The organism is Streptomyces sp. N50, from assembly GCF_033335955.1.
Lineage (GTDB): Bacteria > Actinomycetota > Actinomycetes > Streptomycetales > Streptomycetaceae > Streptomyces.
On sequence record NZ_CP137549.1, the window covers coordinates 6,965,391 to 6,982,498 of the forward strand.

At 69.2% G+C, this 17,108-nt stretch carries 10 protein-coding genes and 1 pseudogene; 8 read left to right on the forward strand and 3 right to left on the reverse strand.

The window, feature by feature from the left end:
• Positions 1-289: 289 nt before the first annotated feature.
• Both R2B38_RS31465 and hflX read left to right on the forward strand, forming a co-directional pair.
• On the forward strand, positions 290-1,837 hold the full coding sequence (locus tag R2B38_RS31465; RefSeq protein ID WP_318019230.1) for a M1 family metallopeptidase: 1,548 nt from the start codon (positions 290-292) through the stop codon (positions 1,835-1,837).
• Positions 1,838-1,986: 149 nt separating this feature from the next.
• Positions 1,987-3,480 carry a GTPase HflX gene (gene hflX, locus R2B38_RS31470; protein ID WP_318019231.1) on the forward strand — a complete coding sequence of 498 codons (1,494 nt, stop codon included), beginning with the start codon at positions 1,987-1,989 and terminating at the stop codon, positions 3,478-3,480.
• A gap of 90 nt (positions 3,481-3,570) precedes the next feature.
• Here hflX and R2B38_RS31475 read toward each other — a convergent pair.
• Both R2B38_RS31475 and R2B38_RS31480 read right to left on the reverse strand, forming a co-directional pair.
• Positions 3,571-4,766: pseudogene (locus R2B38_RS31475) on the reverse strand (trypsin-like serine peptidase).
• Positions 4,767-4,964: 198 nt separating this feature from the next.
• Positions 4,965-5,840: a hypothetical protein gene (locus R2B38_RS31480; protein ID WP_318019232.1), complete on the reverse strand. Its 876-nt coding sequence runs from the start codon at positions 5,838-5,840 to the stop codon at positions 4,965-4,967.
• 163 nt (positions 5,841-6,003) lie between these two features.
• Between R2B38_RS31480 and R2B38_RS31485 the strand changes: the two genes are divergently transcribed.
• The 4 genes from R2B38_RS31485 (at position 6,004) to R2B38_RS31500 (ending at position 11,870) form a co-directional block, all read left to right on the forward strand.
• Positions 6,004-6,171 carry a hypothetical protein gene (locus R2B38_RS31485; protein ID WP_318019233.1) on the forward strand — a complete coding sequence of 56 codons (168 nt, stop codon included), beginning with the start codon at positions 6,004-6,006 and terminating at the stop codon, positions 6,169-6,171.
• Positions 6,172-6,711: 540 nt separating this feature from the next.
• A complete protein-coding gene (locus R2B38_RS31490) occupies positions 6,712-8,769 on the forward strand; it encodes an IucA/IucC family protein (RefSeq protein ID WP_318019234.1) in 2,058 nt (685 codons plus the stop codon).
• Positions 8,770-8,834: 65 nt separating this feature from the next.
• A complete protein-coding gene (locus R2B38_RS31495; RefSeq protein ID WP_318019235.1) occupies positions 8,835-9,569 on the forward strand; it encodes a GNAT family N-acetyltransferase in 735 nt (244 codons plus the stop codon).
• Between the two features lie 297 nt (positions 9,570-9,866).
• Positions 9,867-11,870, forward strand: coding sequence for an ATP-dependent DNA helicase (locus R2B38_RS31500; RefSeq protein WP_318019236.1), 2,004 nt, complete (start codon positions 9,867-9,869; stop codon positions 11,868-11,870).
• A gap of 139 nt (positions 11,871-12,009) precedes the next feature.
• Here the strand turns inward: R2B38_RS31500 and lexA are convergent, their stop codons facing one another.
• Positions 12,010-12,789: a transcriptional repressor LexA gene (lexA, locus tag R2B38_RS31505; RefSeq protein WP_318019237.1), complete on the reverse strand. Its 780-nt coding sequence runs from the start codon at positions 12,787-12,789 to the stop codon at positions 12,010-12,012.
• 564 nt (positions 12,790-13,353) lie between these two features.
• Between lexA and nrdR the strand changes: the two genes are divergently transcribed.
• Positions 13,354-13,905: a transcriptional regulator NrdR gene (gene nrdR / locus R2B38_RS31510; RefSeq protein WP_033286205.1), complete on the forward strand. Its 552-nt coding sequence runs from the start codon at positions 13,354-13,356 to the stop codon at positions 13,903-13,905.
• Between the two features lie 164 nt (positions 13,906-14,069).
• Complete coding sequence (locus R2B38_RS31515; RefSeq protein ID WP_318019238.1) at positions 14,070-16,964, forward strand: vitamin B12-dependent ribonucleotide reductase; 2,895 nt, start codon at positions 14,070-14,072, stop codon at positions 16,962-16,964.
• The last annotated feature ends 144 nt before the right edge of the window (positions 16,965-17,108 follow it).

Genomic DNA, 17,108 nt, shown 5'->3' on the forward strand with positions numbered 1-17,108 from the left:
GCCCCGTCCCGTTGAGATACACGCCGGTCAGAGCTCCCCCCTCCGAGGGGGCTTTGCGACGCTCGGCCGCCGTGAGCCCTCCGGGGCTCCCAGGCACGCACCGACGCTGAGCGGCCGGTCCTCCGAGGCGTGCGCCGGCGGGAAACGGCCCCCTGGCACCCGGAAAGCCCACGCCCGCCCGCACACCCCGGCGTGTTCAGCGCCCCGTAAGCCCCCGGGAGGACCCCGTTCGAGTGGGCCGGGCGCGAGTCGTCGCCGTAGGGCACGCGCGCGCTGGTAGCGGTGGGGCATGCTGCTCACCCCTCGCACCGGCACGACCGGCAACGGCATCCCCCGCACCGGCTCCGGTGATCCGGCTCCCCGGTCGCGCACCAGGAACTCCCGACGGCTGAAGGCGGCGCTGCTCGCCTCCGCCGTGTCCGTCTGCCTCGTCGCCGCGAGCGCGCCGCCCACGCCCCTGGGCGTCGGTGACCGTCTCTTCCCGACGCTGGGCAACCCGGGCTACGACGTGGCGTCGTACGACCTCTCGTTCACGTACCCCGGCAGCAACAGCAAGCCGCTCCAGGCCGTCACCACGATCGACGCGTGGACGACCGAGAGGCTGGACCGGATCAACCTCGACTTCGCGCACGGGACGGTCGACTCGGTCGAGGTCGACGGGCGGCCCGCCACTTTCGCCAGCGCCGGCGAGGACCTGGTCGTCACTCCGGAGAGGCCGATCTCCGAGGGGAGCTGGACGCGGATCACCGTGCGGCACACCAGTGACCCCGTGTCCGTCAAGGGCCAGGACGGCGGCTGGGTGCGAACCAAGGACGGGCTCGCCATGGCCAACCAGGCCGACGCCGCGCACCTGGTGTTCCCGTGCAACGACCATCCCTCCGACAAGGCGATGTTCACCATCAGGGTCACCGCCCCCAACGCCTACACGGCCGTCGCCAACGGACTCCCGGCCGGCGTCGACAAGGTCGGCGGGAACACCACCTGGACATACCGCACCCAGCACCCCATGGCCACCGAACTCGCCCAGGTGTCCATCGGCCGCTCCGCCGTGCTGCACCGCACCGGACCGCACGACCTGCCGATGCGCGACGTCGTGCCCGCCAAGGACGCCAAGCAGCTCGAACCGTGGCTCAAGAAGACCCCCGACCAGATCGCCTGGATGGAGAGCAAGGTCGGCCGGTACCCCTTCGAGACGTACGGGCTGCTCATGGCCGACGCCTCCACCGGCTTCGAGCTCGAGACCCAGACGATCTCTCTCTTCGAGAGAGATCTCTTCACCGAGCCCGCCTACCCCAAGTGGTACGTCGAGTCGATCATGGTGCACGAGCTGTCCCACCAGTGGTTCGGCGACAGCGTCAGCCCCCGCACCTGGTCCGACCTGTGGCTCAACGAGGGACACGCCACCTGGTACGAGGAGCTGTACGCCGAGGAGAAGGCGCACCGGCCCATGGAGACACGCATGAAGGCGGCCTACGCGGCCTCCGACGGCTGGCGCGCCGCAGGCGGACCGCCCGCACTTCCCAAGGCGCCCGCGCCCGGCCAGAAGATCAGCATCTTCCGCCCCAGCGTCTACGACGGCGCCGCCCTGGCCCTCTACGCCCTGCGCCAGGAGATCGGCCGCCCGGCCTTCGAACGCCTGGAGCGCACCTGGGTGAACGTCCACCGGGACGGCACGGCCACCACCGCCGACTTCGAGGAACTCGCCTCCGCGATCTCCGGCCGCGACCTGAGCGACTTCTTCCAGGGCTGGCTCTACGGCGAGAAGACCCCGCCGATGCCGGGTCACCCGGACTGGAAGTCGCAGGCACCGGTGAAGCAGCGCGGTGACGGGCAGTAAATAAGGCAGTGACGTGGCGATCCGCGCCGTGCGACCATCTTCAGGTCGGCGGCGCGGGTCACCGGGGACACACCCGGCAGCCCCCGGGAATCTCCGGAGGCGCTCGCACGTTATGACCTTCGCAGGACTCCCATCGACGTAAGGACCCAATGACCTCCTCTTCTTCCCCTTCCCAGGACACTGAGCGCTTCGCGCACGCCTACCCCGAAGGTCTTCGGGCCGATGCCCTGATGGAAGAGGACGTCGCCTGGAGCCACGAGATCGACGGAGAGCGGGACGGCGACCAGTTCGACCGCTCCGAGCGCGCGGCCCTGCGCCGTGTCGCCGGCCTCTCCACCGAGCTCGAGGACGTCACCGAGGTCGAGTACCGACAGCTCCGCCTGGAGCGCGTCGTCCTCGTCGGCGTCTGGACCACGGGCACGGTGCAGGACGCGGACAACTCGCTCGCCGAGCTGGCCGCCCTCGCGGAGACCGCGGGCGCGCTGGTGCTCGACGGTGTCGTCCAGCGCCGCGACAAGCCGGACGCGGCCACCTACATCGGTTCGGGCAAGGCCAACGAACTGCGGGACATCGTCCTGGAGACCGGCGCCGACACCGTCATCTGCGACGGTGAGCTCAGCCCGGGCCAGCTGATCCACCTCGAAGACGTCGTCAAGGTCAAGGTCATCGACCGTACGGCCCTGATCCTCGACATCTTCGCCCAGCACGCCAAGTCCCGGGAGGGCAAGGCGCAGGTCGCGCTCGCGCAGATGCAGTACATGCTGCCGAGGCTGCGCGGCTGGGGTCAGTCGCTGTCCCGTCAGATGGGCGGCGGCTCGGGCGGCGGCCTCGCCACCCGTGGTCCCGGTGAGACCAAGATCGAGACGGACCGGCGTCGTATCCGCGAGAAGATGGCGAAGATGCGCCGGGAGATCGCGGACATGAAGACGGGCCGCGACATCAAGCGCCAGGAGCGCCGTCGCCACAAGGTGCCCTCGGTCGCGATCGCCGGCTACACCAACGCCGGAAAGTCCTCCCTGCTCAACCGCCTCACGGGCGCGGGCGTGCTGGTCGAGAACGCGCTGTTCGCGACCCTCGACCCGACCGTGCGCCGGGCCGAGACCCCGGGCGGACGGCTGTACACGCTGGTCGACACCGTCGGGTTCGTCCGGCACCTGCCGCACCACCTGGTCGAGGCCTTCCGCTCCACGATGGAGGAGGTCGGCGACGCCGACCTGATCCTGCACGTGGTGGACGGTTCGCACCCGGTCCCGGAGGAGCAGCTGGCCGCCGTACGCGAGGTGATCCGGGATGTCGGCGCCACGAAGGTGCCCGAGATCGTGATCATCAACAAGGCGGACGCGGCGGACCCGTTGACGCTCCAGCGGCTGATGCGGAACGAGAAGCGCTCCATCGCCGTCTCGGCCCGCACCGGCCAGGGCATCGCCGAGCTGCTCGCGCTCATCGACAGCGAACTGCCGCGCCCCTCGGTCGAGATCGAGGCGCTCGTGCCGTACACCCACGGCAAGCTGGTCGCCCGCGCCCACTCCGAGGGCGAGGTGATCTCCGAGGAGCACACCCCGGAGGGCACCCAGCTCAAGGTCCGGGTGCACGAGGAACTGGCGGCGGAACTCGCGCCGTACGTCCCGGCACCGCTGGCCTGACGGTCGTAGCACTGCAAGGTCGCCGCAGGTCCGAAGGCCCGCCCCCAACTCTCTTCCCGGGGGCGGGCCTTCGGCGTGCACGCGTGCGGGTCAGCGGCCGCCGTACGTCCTGCTCATGTTCTGGTAGAGCGACTCGGCGGTGGCGCCGAGTTGGGGGCCCGCGAGCCAGGTGTTGTCGGACGGGCCGATGGAGGTGTTGGAGACCAGCTCCGTCCTGCCGTCCACTACGCGGAACCAGCCGCCGCCGGACGAACCGCCGGTCATCGTGCAGCCGATGCGGTACATCGTCGGCAGGGCCGTGTCGAGCGACAACCGGCCGGGCCGGTCGAGGCACTTGAACATCTTCAGGCCGCTGTACGGCGGCGCGGCCGGGTAGCCCCAGGCGCCCATCGAGCCGGCCCCGGTCGCGGAGGGCGCCGAGAAGTCGACGTCGAGCGCGGCGCCGACCGTCTCCTCGAGGGACTTGGAACCGGACTGCGGCTTCACATGGAGGATCGCGTAGTCGTACGCGGCACCCGCGCCGCCCGTCTCCGAGCCGCCCTGGATCCACTGGTTCGAGGTCGAGGCCCAGTCCGCCCACCACTGGCCGTAGGGAGCGATCTCAGACGCCGAGGCGTTGCTCAACCGGGAGGCGGACTCGCCGAGATCGTTGTACGAGGGCACGAACTCGATGTTGCGGTACCAGCCGCCGTCCTTGCCCGCGTGGACGCAATGGCCCGCCGTCCACACGAGGTTGGACCTGCCGGGGTGGTTGACGTCCTTGACGACCGTGCCGGAGCAGACCATCGAACCCTCGGGGAGTCGAAGAAGACCTTCCCGACCGGGGCCGCGTTCTGGTGGTACGGCGTCTTCTCGGCGGTGGCTTCGACGGGCGTCGGCTCCGGGTCGCTGACGCCCTGGTCGGCGGCGGCGTCCTTCGTCGTGACCGTCTTGTTGGCCTCGTCGGCGGACTTCATCCGCTCGGGTTTCCACAGCCCCTTGATCACCGGATTGACGAAGTCCTTGGCCTCACTGAGCCACTTGTCCTTGTCCCAGTTCTTCCACCCGCCGTCCGCCCACTTCTCGACATCGACGCCGTGCGCCCTGAGTTTGTCGGCGACGGACGACGGAATCCGGACCTTGTCCTGGCCGGAGGCCTGAGTGGCGGTGGCGGCGGGCTTGTCGCTCGCGGAGCCGTCGCCGTTGCAGGCGGTCGCGGTCAGCGCCAGGGCCGCGACGAGCCCGGTGGCGGCCAGGCCGGTGCGCCGCCCGCGCCAGGACGATGCGGGCGTACGTGTGGAACTCATGGTGCGACAACCCCCGTGGAAACTGCTGACCTTGCTACTGCCGATTACTACTGATCACGCACAACTGACCGTGTACCGCTGGCCGTTCCGCGACACCCCACTATGCCCGGGGAGTTGGGGACGAACGCCGGTGAGGCGGTGAGGTTCCTGTGAGACGCCCCGCCGACGTCTGTCCCCCGACTGTGCCCGCCGCCGCGCCTACTGGCCGGCGAACTTCTTGCTGACCGAGTCGTACACACCCTTGGCCACATCACCCAGCCGCGGACCCGCCAGCCAGCCCGAAGTCACCGGCCCGATCGAGGTGTTGGACACCAGCGTCGGCTTGCCGTCGGAGCCCGTCTCGACCCAGCCGCCACCGGACGAACCGCCGGTCATGCTGCAGCCGATGCGGAACATCGTCGGGTCCGAGGCGTTGATCGACAGCCGCCCCGGCTTGTCCGTGCACTGGTACAGCGTCGAACCGTCGTACGGCTTCGCCTCGGGGTAGCCGGTCGCCGTGATGTCGGCCACCTTCGGCACGGCGGGTGCGTTGAAGTTCACGGGCAGCGCCGAACCGACCGTCTCCTCAAGGGACTTGCCCCCGTTGCCCTTCTCGGGCGTCACATGGATCACGGCGTAGTCGTACGACGAACCCTGTCCGCCGGTCTCGCCCCCCTGGTCGATCCACTGCTGCGAGGTCTGCGCCCAGTCACCCCACCAGACACCGTACGGAGCGACCTGGTCCCGGCTCGCGGTCTCCAACTGCGCTGCCTTCATACCGGCGTTGTTGTACGACGGCACGAACGCGATGTTGCGGTACCAGCCGCCCTTCTTGCCGGCGTGCACGCAATGGCCCGCCGTCCAGACCAAGTTGGACTTGCCCGGGTGCGCCGGGTCCTCCACGACCGTCGCCGAGCAGACCATCGTGCCCTCGGGGGAGTCGAAGAACACCTTGCCTGCCGTCGCCGCGTTGGCGTGGTACGTGGGCGACACGGCCTTCGCGTTCACCACCGCGGGCGTCGGGTCGGTCACGCCCTGGTCGCCGGAGATGTCGTTGGTGTCGACGCCCGTGTCCGGGTCGTTGGCGTCGCGCATCCGGCCGGAACTCCACAGCCCCTTGATGATCGGGTTGATGTAGTCGTCGGCCTCGCGCAGCCAGTCGTCCCTGTTCCAGTTCTTCCAGGCGCCGCCCTTCCACTTGTCGATGTCGATCCCGTGCTCTTTGAGCTTGTCCCTGATGTCGTCCGGGATCTTGATCTTGCCGTCACCGGTGTCACTGCTCGTGGCGGACGCGGTGGACTTGGCGTCGGCCTTCGTGTCACTGGAACCGCACGCGGTCGCGGTGAGCGCGAGCGCCGAGGCGAGGGCAACCGCGGCCAGCGCGGGGGTGTTCCGCGACGGACGCCCCTCCCACGCCGGGCGGTGAAGGACGGCCGTATCGATCGCATGGTCTTGACTCCCCCTGGGTGAACGGATGTTGCGCTGCCGGCTGTCGTCTCAGCCGGAACGGCACCACACACTATGCGCTCGCTGTGGGGGACTTCCCACGGGACGGCAACGGTTCCGTCACGGCAAGGATCTTGGAGCAACCCGTAACTCCGCGGGCGGTGCGGGGTTGGTAGCGAGGGAGCCTGCTGTCGACGCGCGGTGCCCTGCGCTTGTGCGGGCCGGCTTGGCGGTGTGTCTGCGGTGGGGCGGGAGGGCGGCCTTGGGACGTAGGTCGGTGGGCGGGCGGTACGAGAGCGCCCTGCGGAAGCGCATCGGTGCATCGACCGGCCCGCGCCGGTACGCCGACCGGTCGCCGCCGGTACACCGAGGTGACTGACCCGGAGACCGTAGCGCCATTGGACATCAACTCGGCTGATCTGCAGCACCAGTTGCAGAGCACTCGTGATCAACGCGCGCCAGAAAACCGGGACTTGACCCCATGTGATTCCCACTCCGAAACACCTCCCGAGGAACAGTCTTGAACTCCACGCCCACCTCTGACGGCCACTCCCACGAGGCGAGCCCTCGGCACCCGCAGACCCTTGCGTCGGCATCGGCCGAGTCCGTTCCCCGGCAGCAGCCCCGGAGCCCGGAAGCAGGTCAGCCGCGCGGCGCAACGGCCGACCTCCTGGAGCACCCCGACCCCCACACCGCCGCCCAGGCCGCAGCCGTCGAGAACCTCCTGCGCTGCTGGGTACGCGAAACGAACCTCCCCGCCCCCACCAACGGCACCCTCCACATCCCCCTCCCCACCAGCGGCACGGCCCTCCACGCCCAGGTCCACTACTGGTCCCCGACGGGCTGGCACCGCTTCGGCCTTCCGTACCTGGCCGACGCTCCTCATGGGGCGCCACCCGTTGACGCTGTGACGGTCGCGGCATTGCTCGCCAGGGAGACGGCGGTGCGCGACGGTGACTTCGTAACGGGTGCAACAGCACTCGCAACGGCACCCGAAACCGGGACCGACCTGGTGGCCCGTGTAGCCGACTCCGTCCGTCGTACCGTCACCTTCGTCACCGACCGCCGCGCACACCCGGCCGACGGCCCCGATCGCTTCCTCTCCGCCGAACAGGCACTCCTGCTCGGCCACCCGTTGCACCCGACCCCGAAGAGCCGCGAGGGCCTCTCGGAGACCGAAGCCCGCCTGTACTCACCGGAGTTGCGTGGCTCCTTCCCGCTGCACTGGCTGGCTGTCGCTCCTTCCGTACTGGCCACCGACTCGGCCTGGACCGAACGGGGCCGGCCTGTCTCCGCCGCTCATCTCACTGCCCAACTCGCGGGCTCCGATCTGCCGTTGCCCGAGGGGCATGCCGCTCTCCCCCTCCACCCATGGCAGTGGCGCGAGATCCAACACCGCGCCGATATCGCGGCCTTGCTCGACGCCGGCCTGATCCAGGACCTCGGCACCCATGGCGCCCCGTGGCAGCCCACCTCCTCCGTGCGGACCGTTCACCAATCCGGCGCCCCCGCCATGCTCAAGCTGTCCCTGGGCCTCCGCATCACCAACTCCCGCCGTGAGAACCTCCGCAAGGAACTCCACCGAGGCGTCGAGGTGCACCGCCTGCTGCGCACCGGTCTCTCCCAGCAGTGGCATGCGGTCCACCCAGGCTTTGACATCGTCCGTGACCCGGCCTGGCTGGCCGTCGACGCGTTGGACGAGTGCGGCGCCGACTCGGGGGAGAGCGGCGCCGACCGCTTCGGCCATGGCGAGCGAACTGCCCGGGTGCCCTTGGCCGGAATCGACGTGGTGATCCGGCACAACCCGTTCAGCGCGTCCGACGACGTGTCCTGCGTCGCCGGGCTCGTCGCGCTCCGGCCGTACGCCGGGCGGAGCGCCACCGCCGGCGGACCGGCGGCAAGCTCGCACACCAGCCACACCAGCCACACCAGCCACACCGCGTCCGGCACACCGCTGTTGCGGTCCCGTCTGGCCGAGGTCGTCACGGGTCTCGCCGCGCGAACCGGCCGGTCACGTGGAGCAGTCGCGGCCGAGTGGTTCCTGCGGTACCTGGAGCAGGTCGTCCGTCCCGTGTTGTGGCTGGACAGCGAGGCGGGGATCGCCCTGGAGGCGCATCAGCAGAACACCCTGCTCCTGCTGGACGGTGAAGGCTGGCCCGTGGGCGGCCGGTACCGCGACAACCAGGGCTACTACTTCCGCGCGTCCCGGCGCGCGGAACTCGACGCCCGGCTGCCCGGCATCGGCGAGCACAGCGACACCTTCGTCTCCGACGAGGTCACCGACGAACGCTTCGCGTACTACCTCGCGATCAACAACGTCCTCGGTCTCATCGGAGCTTTCGGTTCGCAACGTCTCGCCGACGAGCGGCTGTTGCTCTCCGCCTTCCGCCGCTTCCTCGGTGACGTGGCCGCCGGTCCCGCCCGACTGCGCACCTCCTTGCCCGCCCGCCTGCTCGACTCACCCGTCCTGCGCTGCAAGGCCAACCTGCTGACCCGGCTGCACGGCCTCGACGAACTCATCGGCCCGGTCGACACGCAGTCGGTCTACGTCACCATCGCCAACCCCCTTCATTCCTGACCTCCACCAACTCCCTTCGCTCCTGGGGAACATGACCCACCCCGTCTCCTGAGAGGAGTGCCACCATGCCTCCCACCGATGTGAGCGCCGGCACCGCGAGAGTCCCCGGTCCCACTCCGGGCACCGGCATCAGCCAGAGTTCCGGCACGGACGCCGAGGAGACCCTCGACCTCCGTCTCCCGGAGGAGTTCATCGCGCTCCGCGTCGAGGCGGACGCGGCCGACCGCGACGATCTTCTCGACCGCGTCGGCGACTGGGGGCGGATCAGTACTCCCGCAGGCGCCTTCCACCTCGTCCCGGTCCGATGCGAGCGCGACCTCCCCCTGATCAGCGGCTGGATGAACGACCCCGCGGTCGCGGAATTCTGGGAACTGGACGGACCCCGGACCCTTACCGAGGACCACCTGCGCGCCCAACTCACCGGCGACGGACGCAGCGTCCCCTGTCTCGGGGTGCTGGACGGCACCCCGATGAGCTACTGGGAGATCTACCGGGCGGACCTCGACCCCCTGGCCCGCCACTACCCCGCCCGTCCGCACGACACCGGCATTCACCTCCTCATCGGTGACGTTGCGGACCGAGGCCGAGGGGTGGGCAGCACTCTCATCCGGGCCGTAGCCGACCTCGTACTCGACAAGCGCCCCGCCTGCGCTCGCGTCGTCGCCGAACCGGACCTTCGCAACACCCCCTCCGTAGCCGCTTTCCTGAGCGCCGGTTTCCGGTTCGCCGCCGAGGTCGACCTGCCCGCCAAGCGGGCCGTCCTCATGGTCCGGGACCGTTCCGTGCGCGATGTGCTTTAGCGCCATGTGATTGCGCCATCTCTTTTGGTACACCGCTCGGACCGATCCGGTTCCACCTCAACCAAGATCCGGTTCCACCTCAACCAAACCGATCCGCGTCTGATCCACTCCGATCTCCGTCCGCTCCACCTCGGTCCCTGTCCGCCCCGCCCTGATCTCCATCCGCTCCCCACCCGCACAAAACCCGTCTCCCTCCGACAAATCCCGTCCCTCTCCGAAAGCCCACCGGTCCTGCCCACCCCCTCCCTCAGCCGTGATCGCCCCGCTGTCAGTCCCGCCCCGTAGGCTGGTCGCGCTATGACGAAGCCCTCACTCCCCGAACTCCTGCATGCTGCCGTCACTGCCGTCGGCGGTTCGGAGCGCCCCGGCCAGGTGACCATGGCCGAAGCCGTCGCGGAGGCGATCGACGACGGTTCCCATCTGCTGGTCCAGGCCGGCACCGGCACCGGAAAGTCGCTCGGCTACCTCGTGCCCGCGCTCGCGCACGGGGAGCGTGTGGTCGTAGCGACCGCCACGCTCGCGCTCCAGCGCCAGCTGGTGGAGCGCGACCTGCCGCGCACGGTCGACGCCCTGCATCCCCTGCTGCGCCGCCGCCCCCAGTACGCGATGCTCAAGGGCAGGTCGAACTACCTGTGTCTGCACCGGCTCCACGAGGGCATGCCGCAGGACGAGGAGGAGGGCCTCTTCGACCAGTTCGAGGCGGCCGCCCCCACCAGCAAGCTGGGCCAGGACCTGCTGCGGCTGCGCGACTGGACGGACGAGACCGAGACCGGCGACCGGGACGACCTCACACCCGGAGTCTCCGACCGCGCGTGGGCGCAGATCTCGGTGTCCTCCCGGGAGTGCCTGGGCGCCCAGAAGTGCGCCTACGGGGCGGAGTGTTTCGCGGAGGCGGCCCGCGAGCGCGCCAAGCTCGCCGACGTCGTCGTCACGAACCACGCACTGCTCGCGATCGACGCCATCGAGGGTGCCCCCGTCCTCCCGCCGCACGAGGTGCTGATCGTCGACGAGGCGCATGAACTGGTCTCCCGGGTCACGGGAGTCGCCACCGGCGAGCTCACCCCGGGACAGGTCAACCGCGCGGTGCGCCGTGCCGCGAAGCTGGCCAACGAGAAGGCCGCCGACCAGCTCCAGACCGCCGCCGAGGGCTTCGAGCGGCTGATGGAGCTCGCCCTGCCGGGACGCCTGGAGGAGATCCCGGAGGACCTCGGTTACGCCCTCATGGCGCTCCGCGACGCCTGCCGTACGGTGATCTCCGCGATCGGCGCCACCCGCGACAAGTCCGTGCAGGACGAGGACGCGGTCCGCAAGCAGGCGCTGGCCTCCGTGGAGAGCGTCCACGACGTGGCGGAGCGGATCACCAACGGCTCCGAGTGGGACGTCGTCTGGTACGAACGCCACGACCGCTTCGGTGCCTCCCTGCGCGTCGCCCCCATGTCCGTGTCGGGCCTGCTCAGGGAGAAGCTCTTCACGGACCGCTCGGTGACCCTGACCTCCGCGACGCTGAAGCTCGGCGGCGACTTCAACGGCGTGGGCGCCTCCCTGGGCCTCGCCCCCGAAGGCACCGCAGGCGACGACCTGCCGCACTGGAAGGGCGTCGACGTGGGCTCGCCCTTCGACTACCCGAAGCAGGGCATTCTGTACGTCGCCAAGCACCTCGCGCGTCCCGCGCGGGACGGCGACCGGGCCGACATGCTGGACGAGTTGACGGAGTTGATCCAGGCGGCCGGCGGTCGCACCCTGGGCCTCTTCTCCTCGATGCGGGGCGCCCAGCTCGCCGCCGAGGAGCTGCGCTCCCGCATCCCCGAGTACCCGATCCTGCTCCAGGGCGAGGAGACGCTCGGCGAGCTGATCAAGAACTTCGCGGCCGACCCCAAGACCTGTCTCTTCGGCACGCTGTCGCTCTGGCAGGGCGTCGACGTCCCCGGAGCCAGCTGCCAGCTCGTCGTCATGGACAAGATCCCGTTCCCGCGCCCGGACGACCCGCTGATGAGCGCCCGCCAGAAGGCAGTTGAGGACGCGGGGGGCAACGGCTTCATGGCGGTGGCCGCCACGCACGCGGCGCTTCTCATGGCCCAGGGAGCCGGCCGTCTCGTCCGCGCGTCGGGGGACCGGGGCGTGGTCGCCGTCCTCGACCAGCGGCTGGCGACCGCCCGCTACGGCAGCTATCTCAAGGCGTCACTGCCCGACTTCTGGTACACCACGGACCGCAACCAGGCCCGGAGGTCGCTGGCCGCGATCGACGCGAAGGCGAAGCAGGAGGAAGCGGAACCGACGCAGGAGGCGGCCGAATCGGAGTGATCCGGGAGGGGGTTGGTCCGGCGCCGCTGGACCAACCCGCGTATGCCCGGATCCGGACAGCACAGGACCCCGGAACCGGCGCAGGGGTCCCGGGGTCCGGTCAGGGGGCCGGGCCGATGAGGCCCGCCCGCCGCAGCAGTCACACGCGCCGCAGCACTGCCACCACCTTGCCGAGGATCGTCGCGTCGTCGCCGGGGATCGGCTCGTAGGCCGAGTTGTGCGGGAGGAGCCAGACGTGGCCGTCCTCGCGCTTGAAGCGCTTGACGGTGGCCTCTCCTTCGAGCATGGCGGCCACGATGTCACCGTTCTCGGCGACCGGCTGGCGGCGCACGGTGACCCAGTCGCCGTCACAGATCGCGGCCTCGATCATCGAGTCACCGACGACCTTGAGGACGAACAGCTCTCCGTCACCGACCAGTTGGCGGGGGAGGGGGAAGACGTCCTCGACCGACTCCTCGGCGAGGATCGGGCCACCGGCGGCGATCCGGCCCACCAGGGGGACGTACGACGCGGCGGGCTTGCCCGCGGTGTCCGTGGGCTGCACCGACGAGGACTGGTCGCTGCCGCGGACCTCGTAGGCGCGCGGGCGGTGCGGGTCGCGGCGCAGGAAGCCCTTGCGCTCCAGTGCCATCAGCTGGTGTGCGACCGAGGATGTGCTGGACAGGCCCACGGCCTGGCCGATCTCGCGCATCGACGGCGGGTAGCCCCGTCGCTGCACCGAGTCCCTGATGACCTCGATCACCCGGCGCTGCCGGTCCGTGAGCCCCGAGCTGTCCGCCCGGATACCGGGAGGTCGGCCCGGCAGGGAGCGCTTGTGTCCCTCGGGATTCGCGGTTTCGTTCATTGCATGCACCGGCTCGAGTCGGCCCTGGGAGCGATCCTGGGCAGTGATGGTGGCACTGTCTGCGGTGGTGGTCACGTCGGCCCCTCTCGATGGTCTCCCTGCTGGACAACGGTAGTTGCTTTCGAAAGGTTGCGCCAAACACACGTTCGAGTGAAAAAGTGCAGATAGCCTGTCGCGATCACGCGTCTGGGTGTATGGCCAACGCGGCACCTGGCGGACAAAAGAGCTCATTGTTGTACTCTTCGCCGCCGTGGTGGTGACCTCGTGAGTTGTCGCCTCAGTCTGCCACCCGGTGTCCCGGCGGTCGGGGGCCGGTCCCGTTCTGTGCGGGAGCCCCACGTCTCCTCCGTGCCGCGCTCACGGTATCTCCGTAAGTGGCCTGGCGGTACGGCTGTGCGCCCGCGTGTTCGGGGTGACGGGACGGTCGTATGGCACATGCCAATACGGTGCGACACGCCCGTGCGGCGTGTTTGTGTGAGCCAATCACCACATCTAGTGGTTGGATTGCGACAGCAGCCCAGAAGTTGTGGTCCCCCGGGTCTCCAGCGTCTCGGTCATCGCCTATGCTTGGGGCTGCTTCGAGAGGCCCAAGGGGTCTCGCGAGGCTATTGAGTCTGCTGCGAGGGAGGGTTGGAGACCATGCACTGCCCCTTCTGCAGGCACCCCGACAGCCGTGTCGTCGACAGTCGTACGACCGACGACGGCACGTCGATCCGGCGGCGCCGCCAGTGCCCTGACTGCTCCCGTCGTTTCACGACCGTGGAGACGTGCTCGCTCATGGTGGTCAAGCGGTCCGGAGTCACCGAGCCTTTCAGCCGCACCAAGGTCATCAACGGTGTGCGCAAGGCATGCCAGGGACGGCCTGTCACCGAGGACGCACTCGCCCAGCTCGGCCAGCGGGTCGAGGAGGCGGTGCGGGCCACCGGAAGCGCCGAACTGACCACCCATGACGTCGGGCTGGCCATACTCGGTCCGTTGCAGGAACTCGACCTCGTCGCCTATCTGCGATTCGCCTCCGTCTACAGGGCGTTCAACTCCCTCGAGGACTTCGAGGCCGCGATCGTGGAGCTGCGCGAAGTGACCCCCGGCCCCGCCGCGGACGACGAAGACGCGGCATCGGGGAGCCAGGAAGACGACGGCGGGACCGGAGGGACTGTTCAGGTCCCCGTGCCCGCCCACTCCGCCGACTGACCGACGGGCCGGAACCGGGCGGAGACCCCGGGTCCGGTCGGGCGGCGGCGAACCAGGACTTGTTGCGGGGCCATGAGCGGTGGGCGTCCGCGGCATCAGACAAACACTCTGCCACGGGAACATCGTGGCATTTTCAGGCGTTTTCGCCTGTAGAGGGAGGCGGCATGACAGAGACGGCGAGCGGTCCGGCACGAGGTTCCCGCGCGAAGGGCACCAAGGCCACCAAGGGACTGCGCATCGAGCGTATTCACACCACCCCCGGCGTGCACCCGTACGACGAGGTGGAGTGGGAGCGTCGTGACGTCGTCATGACCAACTGGCGCGACGGCTCGGTCAATTTCGAGCAGCGTGGCGTCGAGTTCCCCGCCGAATGGGCGGTGAACGCGGTCAACATCGTCACCAGCAAGTACTTCCGCGGTGCCGTGGGCACCCCGCAGCGCGAGGTGAGCCTCAAGCAGCTCATCGACCGCATCGTGAAGACGTATCGGAAGGCCGGTGAGGACCACAAGTACTTCGCCTCGCCCGCCGACGCCGAGATCTTCGAGCACGAGCTGGCGTACGCCCTCCTGCACCAGGTCTTCAGCTTCAACAGCCCCGTGTGGTTCAACGTGGGCACCCCGCAGCCCCAGCAGGTCTCGGCCTGCTTCATCCTGGCCGTCGACGACTCCATGGAGTCCATCCTCGACTGGTACAAGGAAGAGGGCATGATCTTCAAGGGCGGCTCCGGCGCCGGCCTGAACCTCTCCCGCATCCGCTCCTCCAAGGAGCTGCTCTCCTCCGGTGGCAACGCCTCGGGTCCGGTCTCCTTCATGCGCGGCGCCGACGCCTCCGCCGGAACCATCAAGTCCGGTGGCGCCACCCGCCGCGCGGCCAAGATGGTCATCCTGGACGTCGACCACCCCGACATCGAGGACTTCATCCAGACCAAGGTCAAGGAAGAGGAGAAGATCCGCGCCCTGCGTGACGCGGGCTTCGACATGGACCTGGGCGGCGACGACATCACGTCGGTGCAGTACCAGAACGCCAACAACTCGGTCCGCGTGAACGACACGTTCATGAAGGCCGTGGAAAACGGCGACAAGTTCGGCCTGACGTCCCGCATGACCGGCGAGGTCATCGAGGAGGTCGACGCCAAGGAGCTCTTCCGCAAGATGGCCGAGGCCGCCTGGGCCTGCGCCGACCCGGGCATCCAGTACGACGACACCATCAACCAGTGGCACACGTGCCCGGAGTCCGGCCGTATCAATGGCTCGAACCCGTGCAGCGAGTACATGCACCTGGACAACACGTCCTGCAACCTCGCCTCGCTGAACCTGATGAAGTTCCTGAAGGACGACGGCAAGGGCCTCCAGTCCTTCGAGGTCGAGCGCTTCGCCAAGGTCGTCGAGCTCGTCATCACCGCGATGGACATCTCCATCTGCTTCGCGGACTTCCCGACGCAGAAGATCGGCGAGAACACGCGCGCGTTCCGCCAGCTCGGCATCGGCTACGCCAACCTCGGCGCCCTGCTGATGGCGACGGGCCACGCGTACGACTCCGACGGCGGCCGTGCCCTCGCGGGTGCCATCACCTCCCTGATGACCGGCACGTCGTACAAGCGCTCCGCCGAACTCGCCGCGGTCGTCGGCCCGTACGACGGCTACGCCCGCAACGAGCAGCCGCACCTGCGCGTCATGAAGCAGCACGCCGACGCCAATGCCGTGGCCCCGCGCGCGGACGACCTGGACACGCCCATCTGGGCCGCGGCCACGGAGTCCTGGCAGGACGTGCTGCGCCTCGGCGAGAAGAACGGTTTCCGTAACTCGCAGGCGTCCGTCATCGCCCCGACCGGCACCATCGGTCTCGCGATGTCCTGCGACACCACCGGACTTGAGCCCGACCTCGCCCTGGTCAAGTTCAAGAAGCTGGTCGGCGGCGGCTCGATGCAGATCGTCAACGGCACCGTCCCGCAGGCCCTGCGTCGCATGGGCTACCAGGAGGAGCAGATCGAGGCGATCGTCGCCCACATCGCCGACAACGGCAATGTGATCGACGCCCCGGGTCTCAAGCAGGAGCACTACGAGGTGTTCGACTGCGCCATGGGCGAGCGCTCCATCTCCGCGATGGGCCACGTCCGCATGATGGCCGCGATCCAGCCCTGGATCTCCGGCGCGCTCTCCAAGACGGTCAATCTGCCGGAGACGGCGACCGTCGAGGACGTCGAAGAGGTCTACTTCGAGGCGTGGAAGCTGGGCGTCAAGGCGCTCGCGATCTACCGCGACAACTGCAAGGTCGGCCAGCCCCTCTCCGCGAAGACCAAGGAGAAGGAGAAGGTCGAGGTCACCGCCAAGGCCGAGGACACCATCCGCACCGCGGTCGAGAAGGTCGTCGAGTACCGTCCCGTCCGCAAGCGTCTCCCCAAGGGCCGCCCGGGCATCACGACCTCCTTCACGGTCGGCGGCGCCGAGGGCTACATGACCGCCAACTCCTACCCGGACGACGGTCTCGGCGAGGTCTTCCTGAAGATGTCGAAGCAGGGCTCCACCCTCGCGGGCATGATGGACGCCTTCTCGATCGCCGTCTCCGTAGGCCTGCAGTACGGCGTGCCCCTGGAGACGTACGTCTCCAAGTTCACGAACATGCGCTTCGAGCCGGCCGGCATGACGGACGACCCGGACGTGCGGATGGCGCAGTCGATCGTCGACTACATCTTCCGTCGCCTGGCGCTCGACTTCCTGCCCTTCGAGACGCGCTCCGCACTCGGCATCCACTCCGCCGAGGAGCGCCAGCGCCACCTGGACACCGGTTCGTACGAGCCGACGGACGACGAGGTCGACGTAGAGGGCATGGCCCAGTCGGCGCCGCGCGCCCAGGAGTTGAAGGCCGTGGCCGCGCCGAAGGCCGTCGCCGAGACGGTCAAGCCCGCCCCGCAGCAGGCGCACACCAGCGCCGAACTGGTGGAGATGCAGCTGGGCATCCAGGCCGACGCCCCGCTCTGCTTCTCCTGCGGTACGAAGATGCAGCGGGCCGGTTCCTGCTACATCTGCGAGGGATGCGGATCGACCAGCGGCTGCAGCTGAGCCAGGGCATCCGCATGAAGTGAACTAGCTGGTCAGGGCGGTGGAGTCGGTATCCCGGCTTCGCCGCCCTCGGCGTTTCCCGCCCCGGGGGGAATCCGGTTTCCCAGCGGAACGATCAGCGGTTAATCTCCCTCAGCGCGCATA

Excerpts from the sequence above, each read along its gene's own strand:
- R2B38_RS31515 (WP_318019238.1), top strand. The coding sequence starts at position 14,070 with ATGACAGAGACGGCGAGCGGTCCGGCACGAGGTTCCCGCGCGAAGGGC.
- R2B38_RS31495 (WP_318019235.1), top strand. The coding sequence starts at position 8,835 with ATGCCTCCCACCGATGTGAGCGCCGGCACCGCGAGAGTCCCCGGTCCC.
- R2B38_RS31500 (WP_318019236.1), top strand. The coding sequence starts at position 9,867 with ATGACGAAGCCCTCACTCCCCGAACTCCTGCATGCTGCCGTCACTGCC.
- nrdR (WP_033286205.1), top strand. The coding sequence starts at position 13,354 with ATGCACTGCCCCTTCTGCAGGCACCCCGACAGCCGTGTCGTCGACAGT.
- R2B38_RS31480 (WP_318019232.1), bottom strand. The coding sequence starts at position 5,840 with ATGCGCGACGCCAACGACCCGGACACGGGCGTCGACACCAACGACATC.
- hflX (WP_318019231.1), top strand. The coding sequence starts at position 1,987 with ATGACCTCCTCTTCTTCCCCTTCCCAGGACACTGAGCGCTTCGCGCAC.
- R2B38_RS31465 (WP_318019230.1), top strand. The coding sequence starts at position 290 with ATGCTGCTCACCCCTCGCACCGGCACGACCGGCAACGGCATCCCCCGC.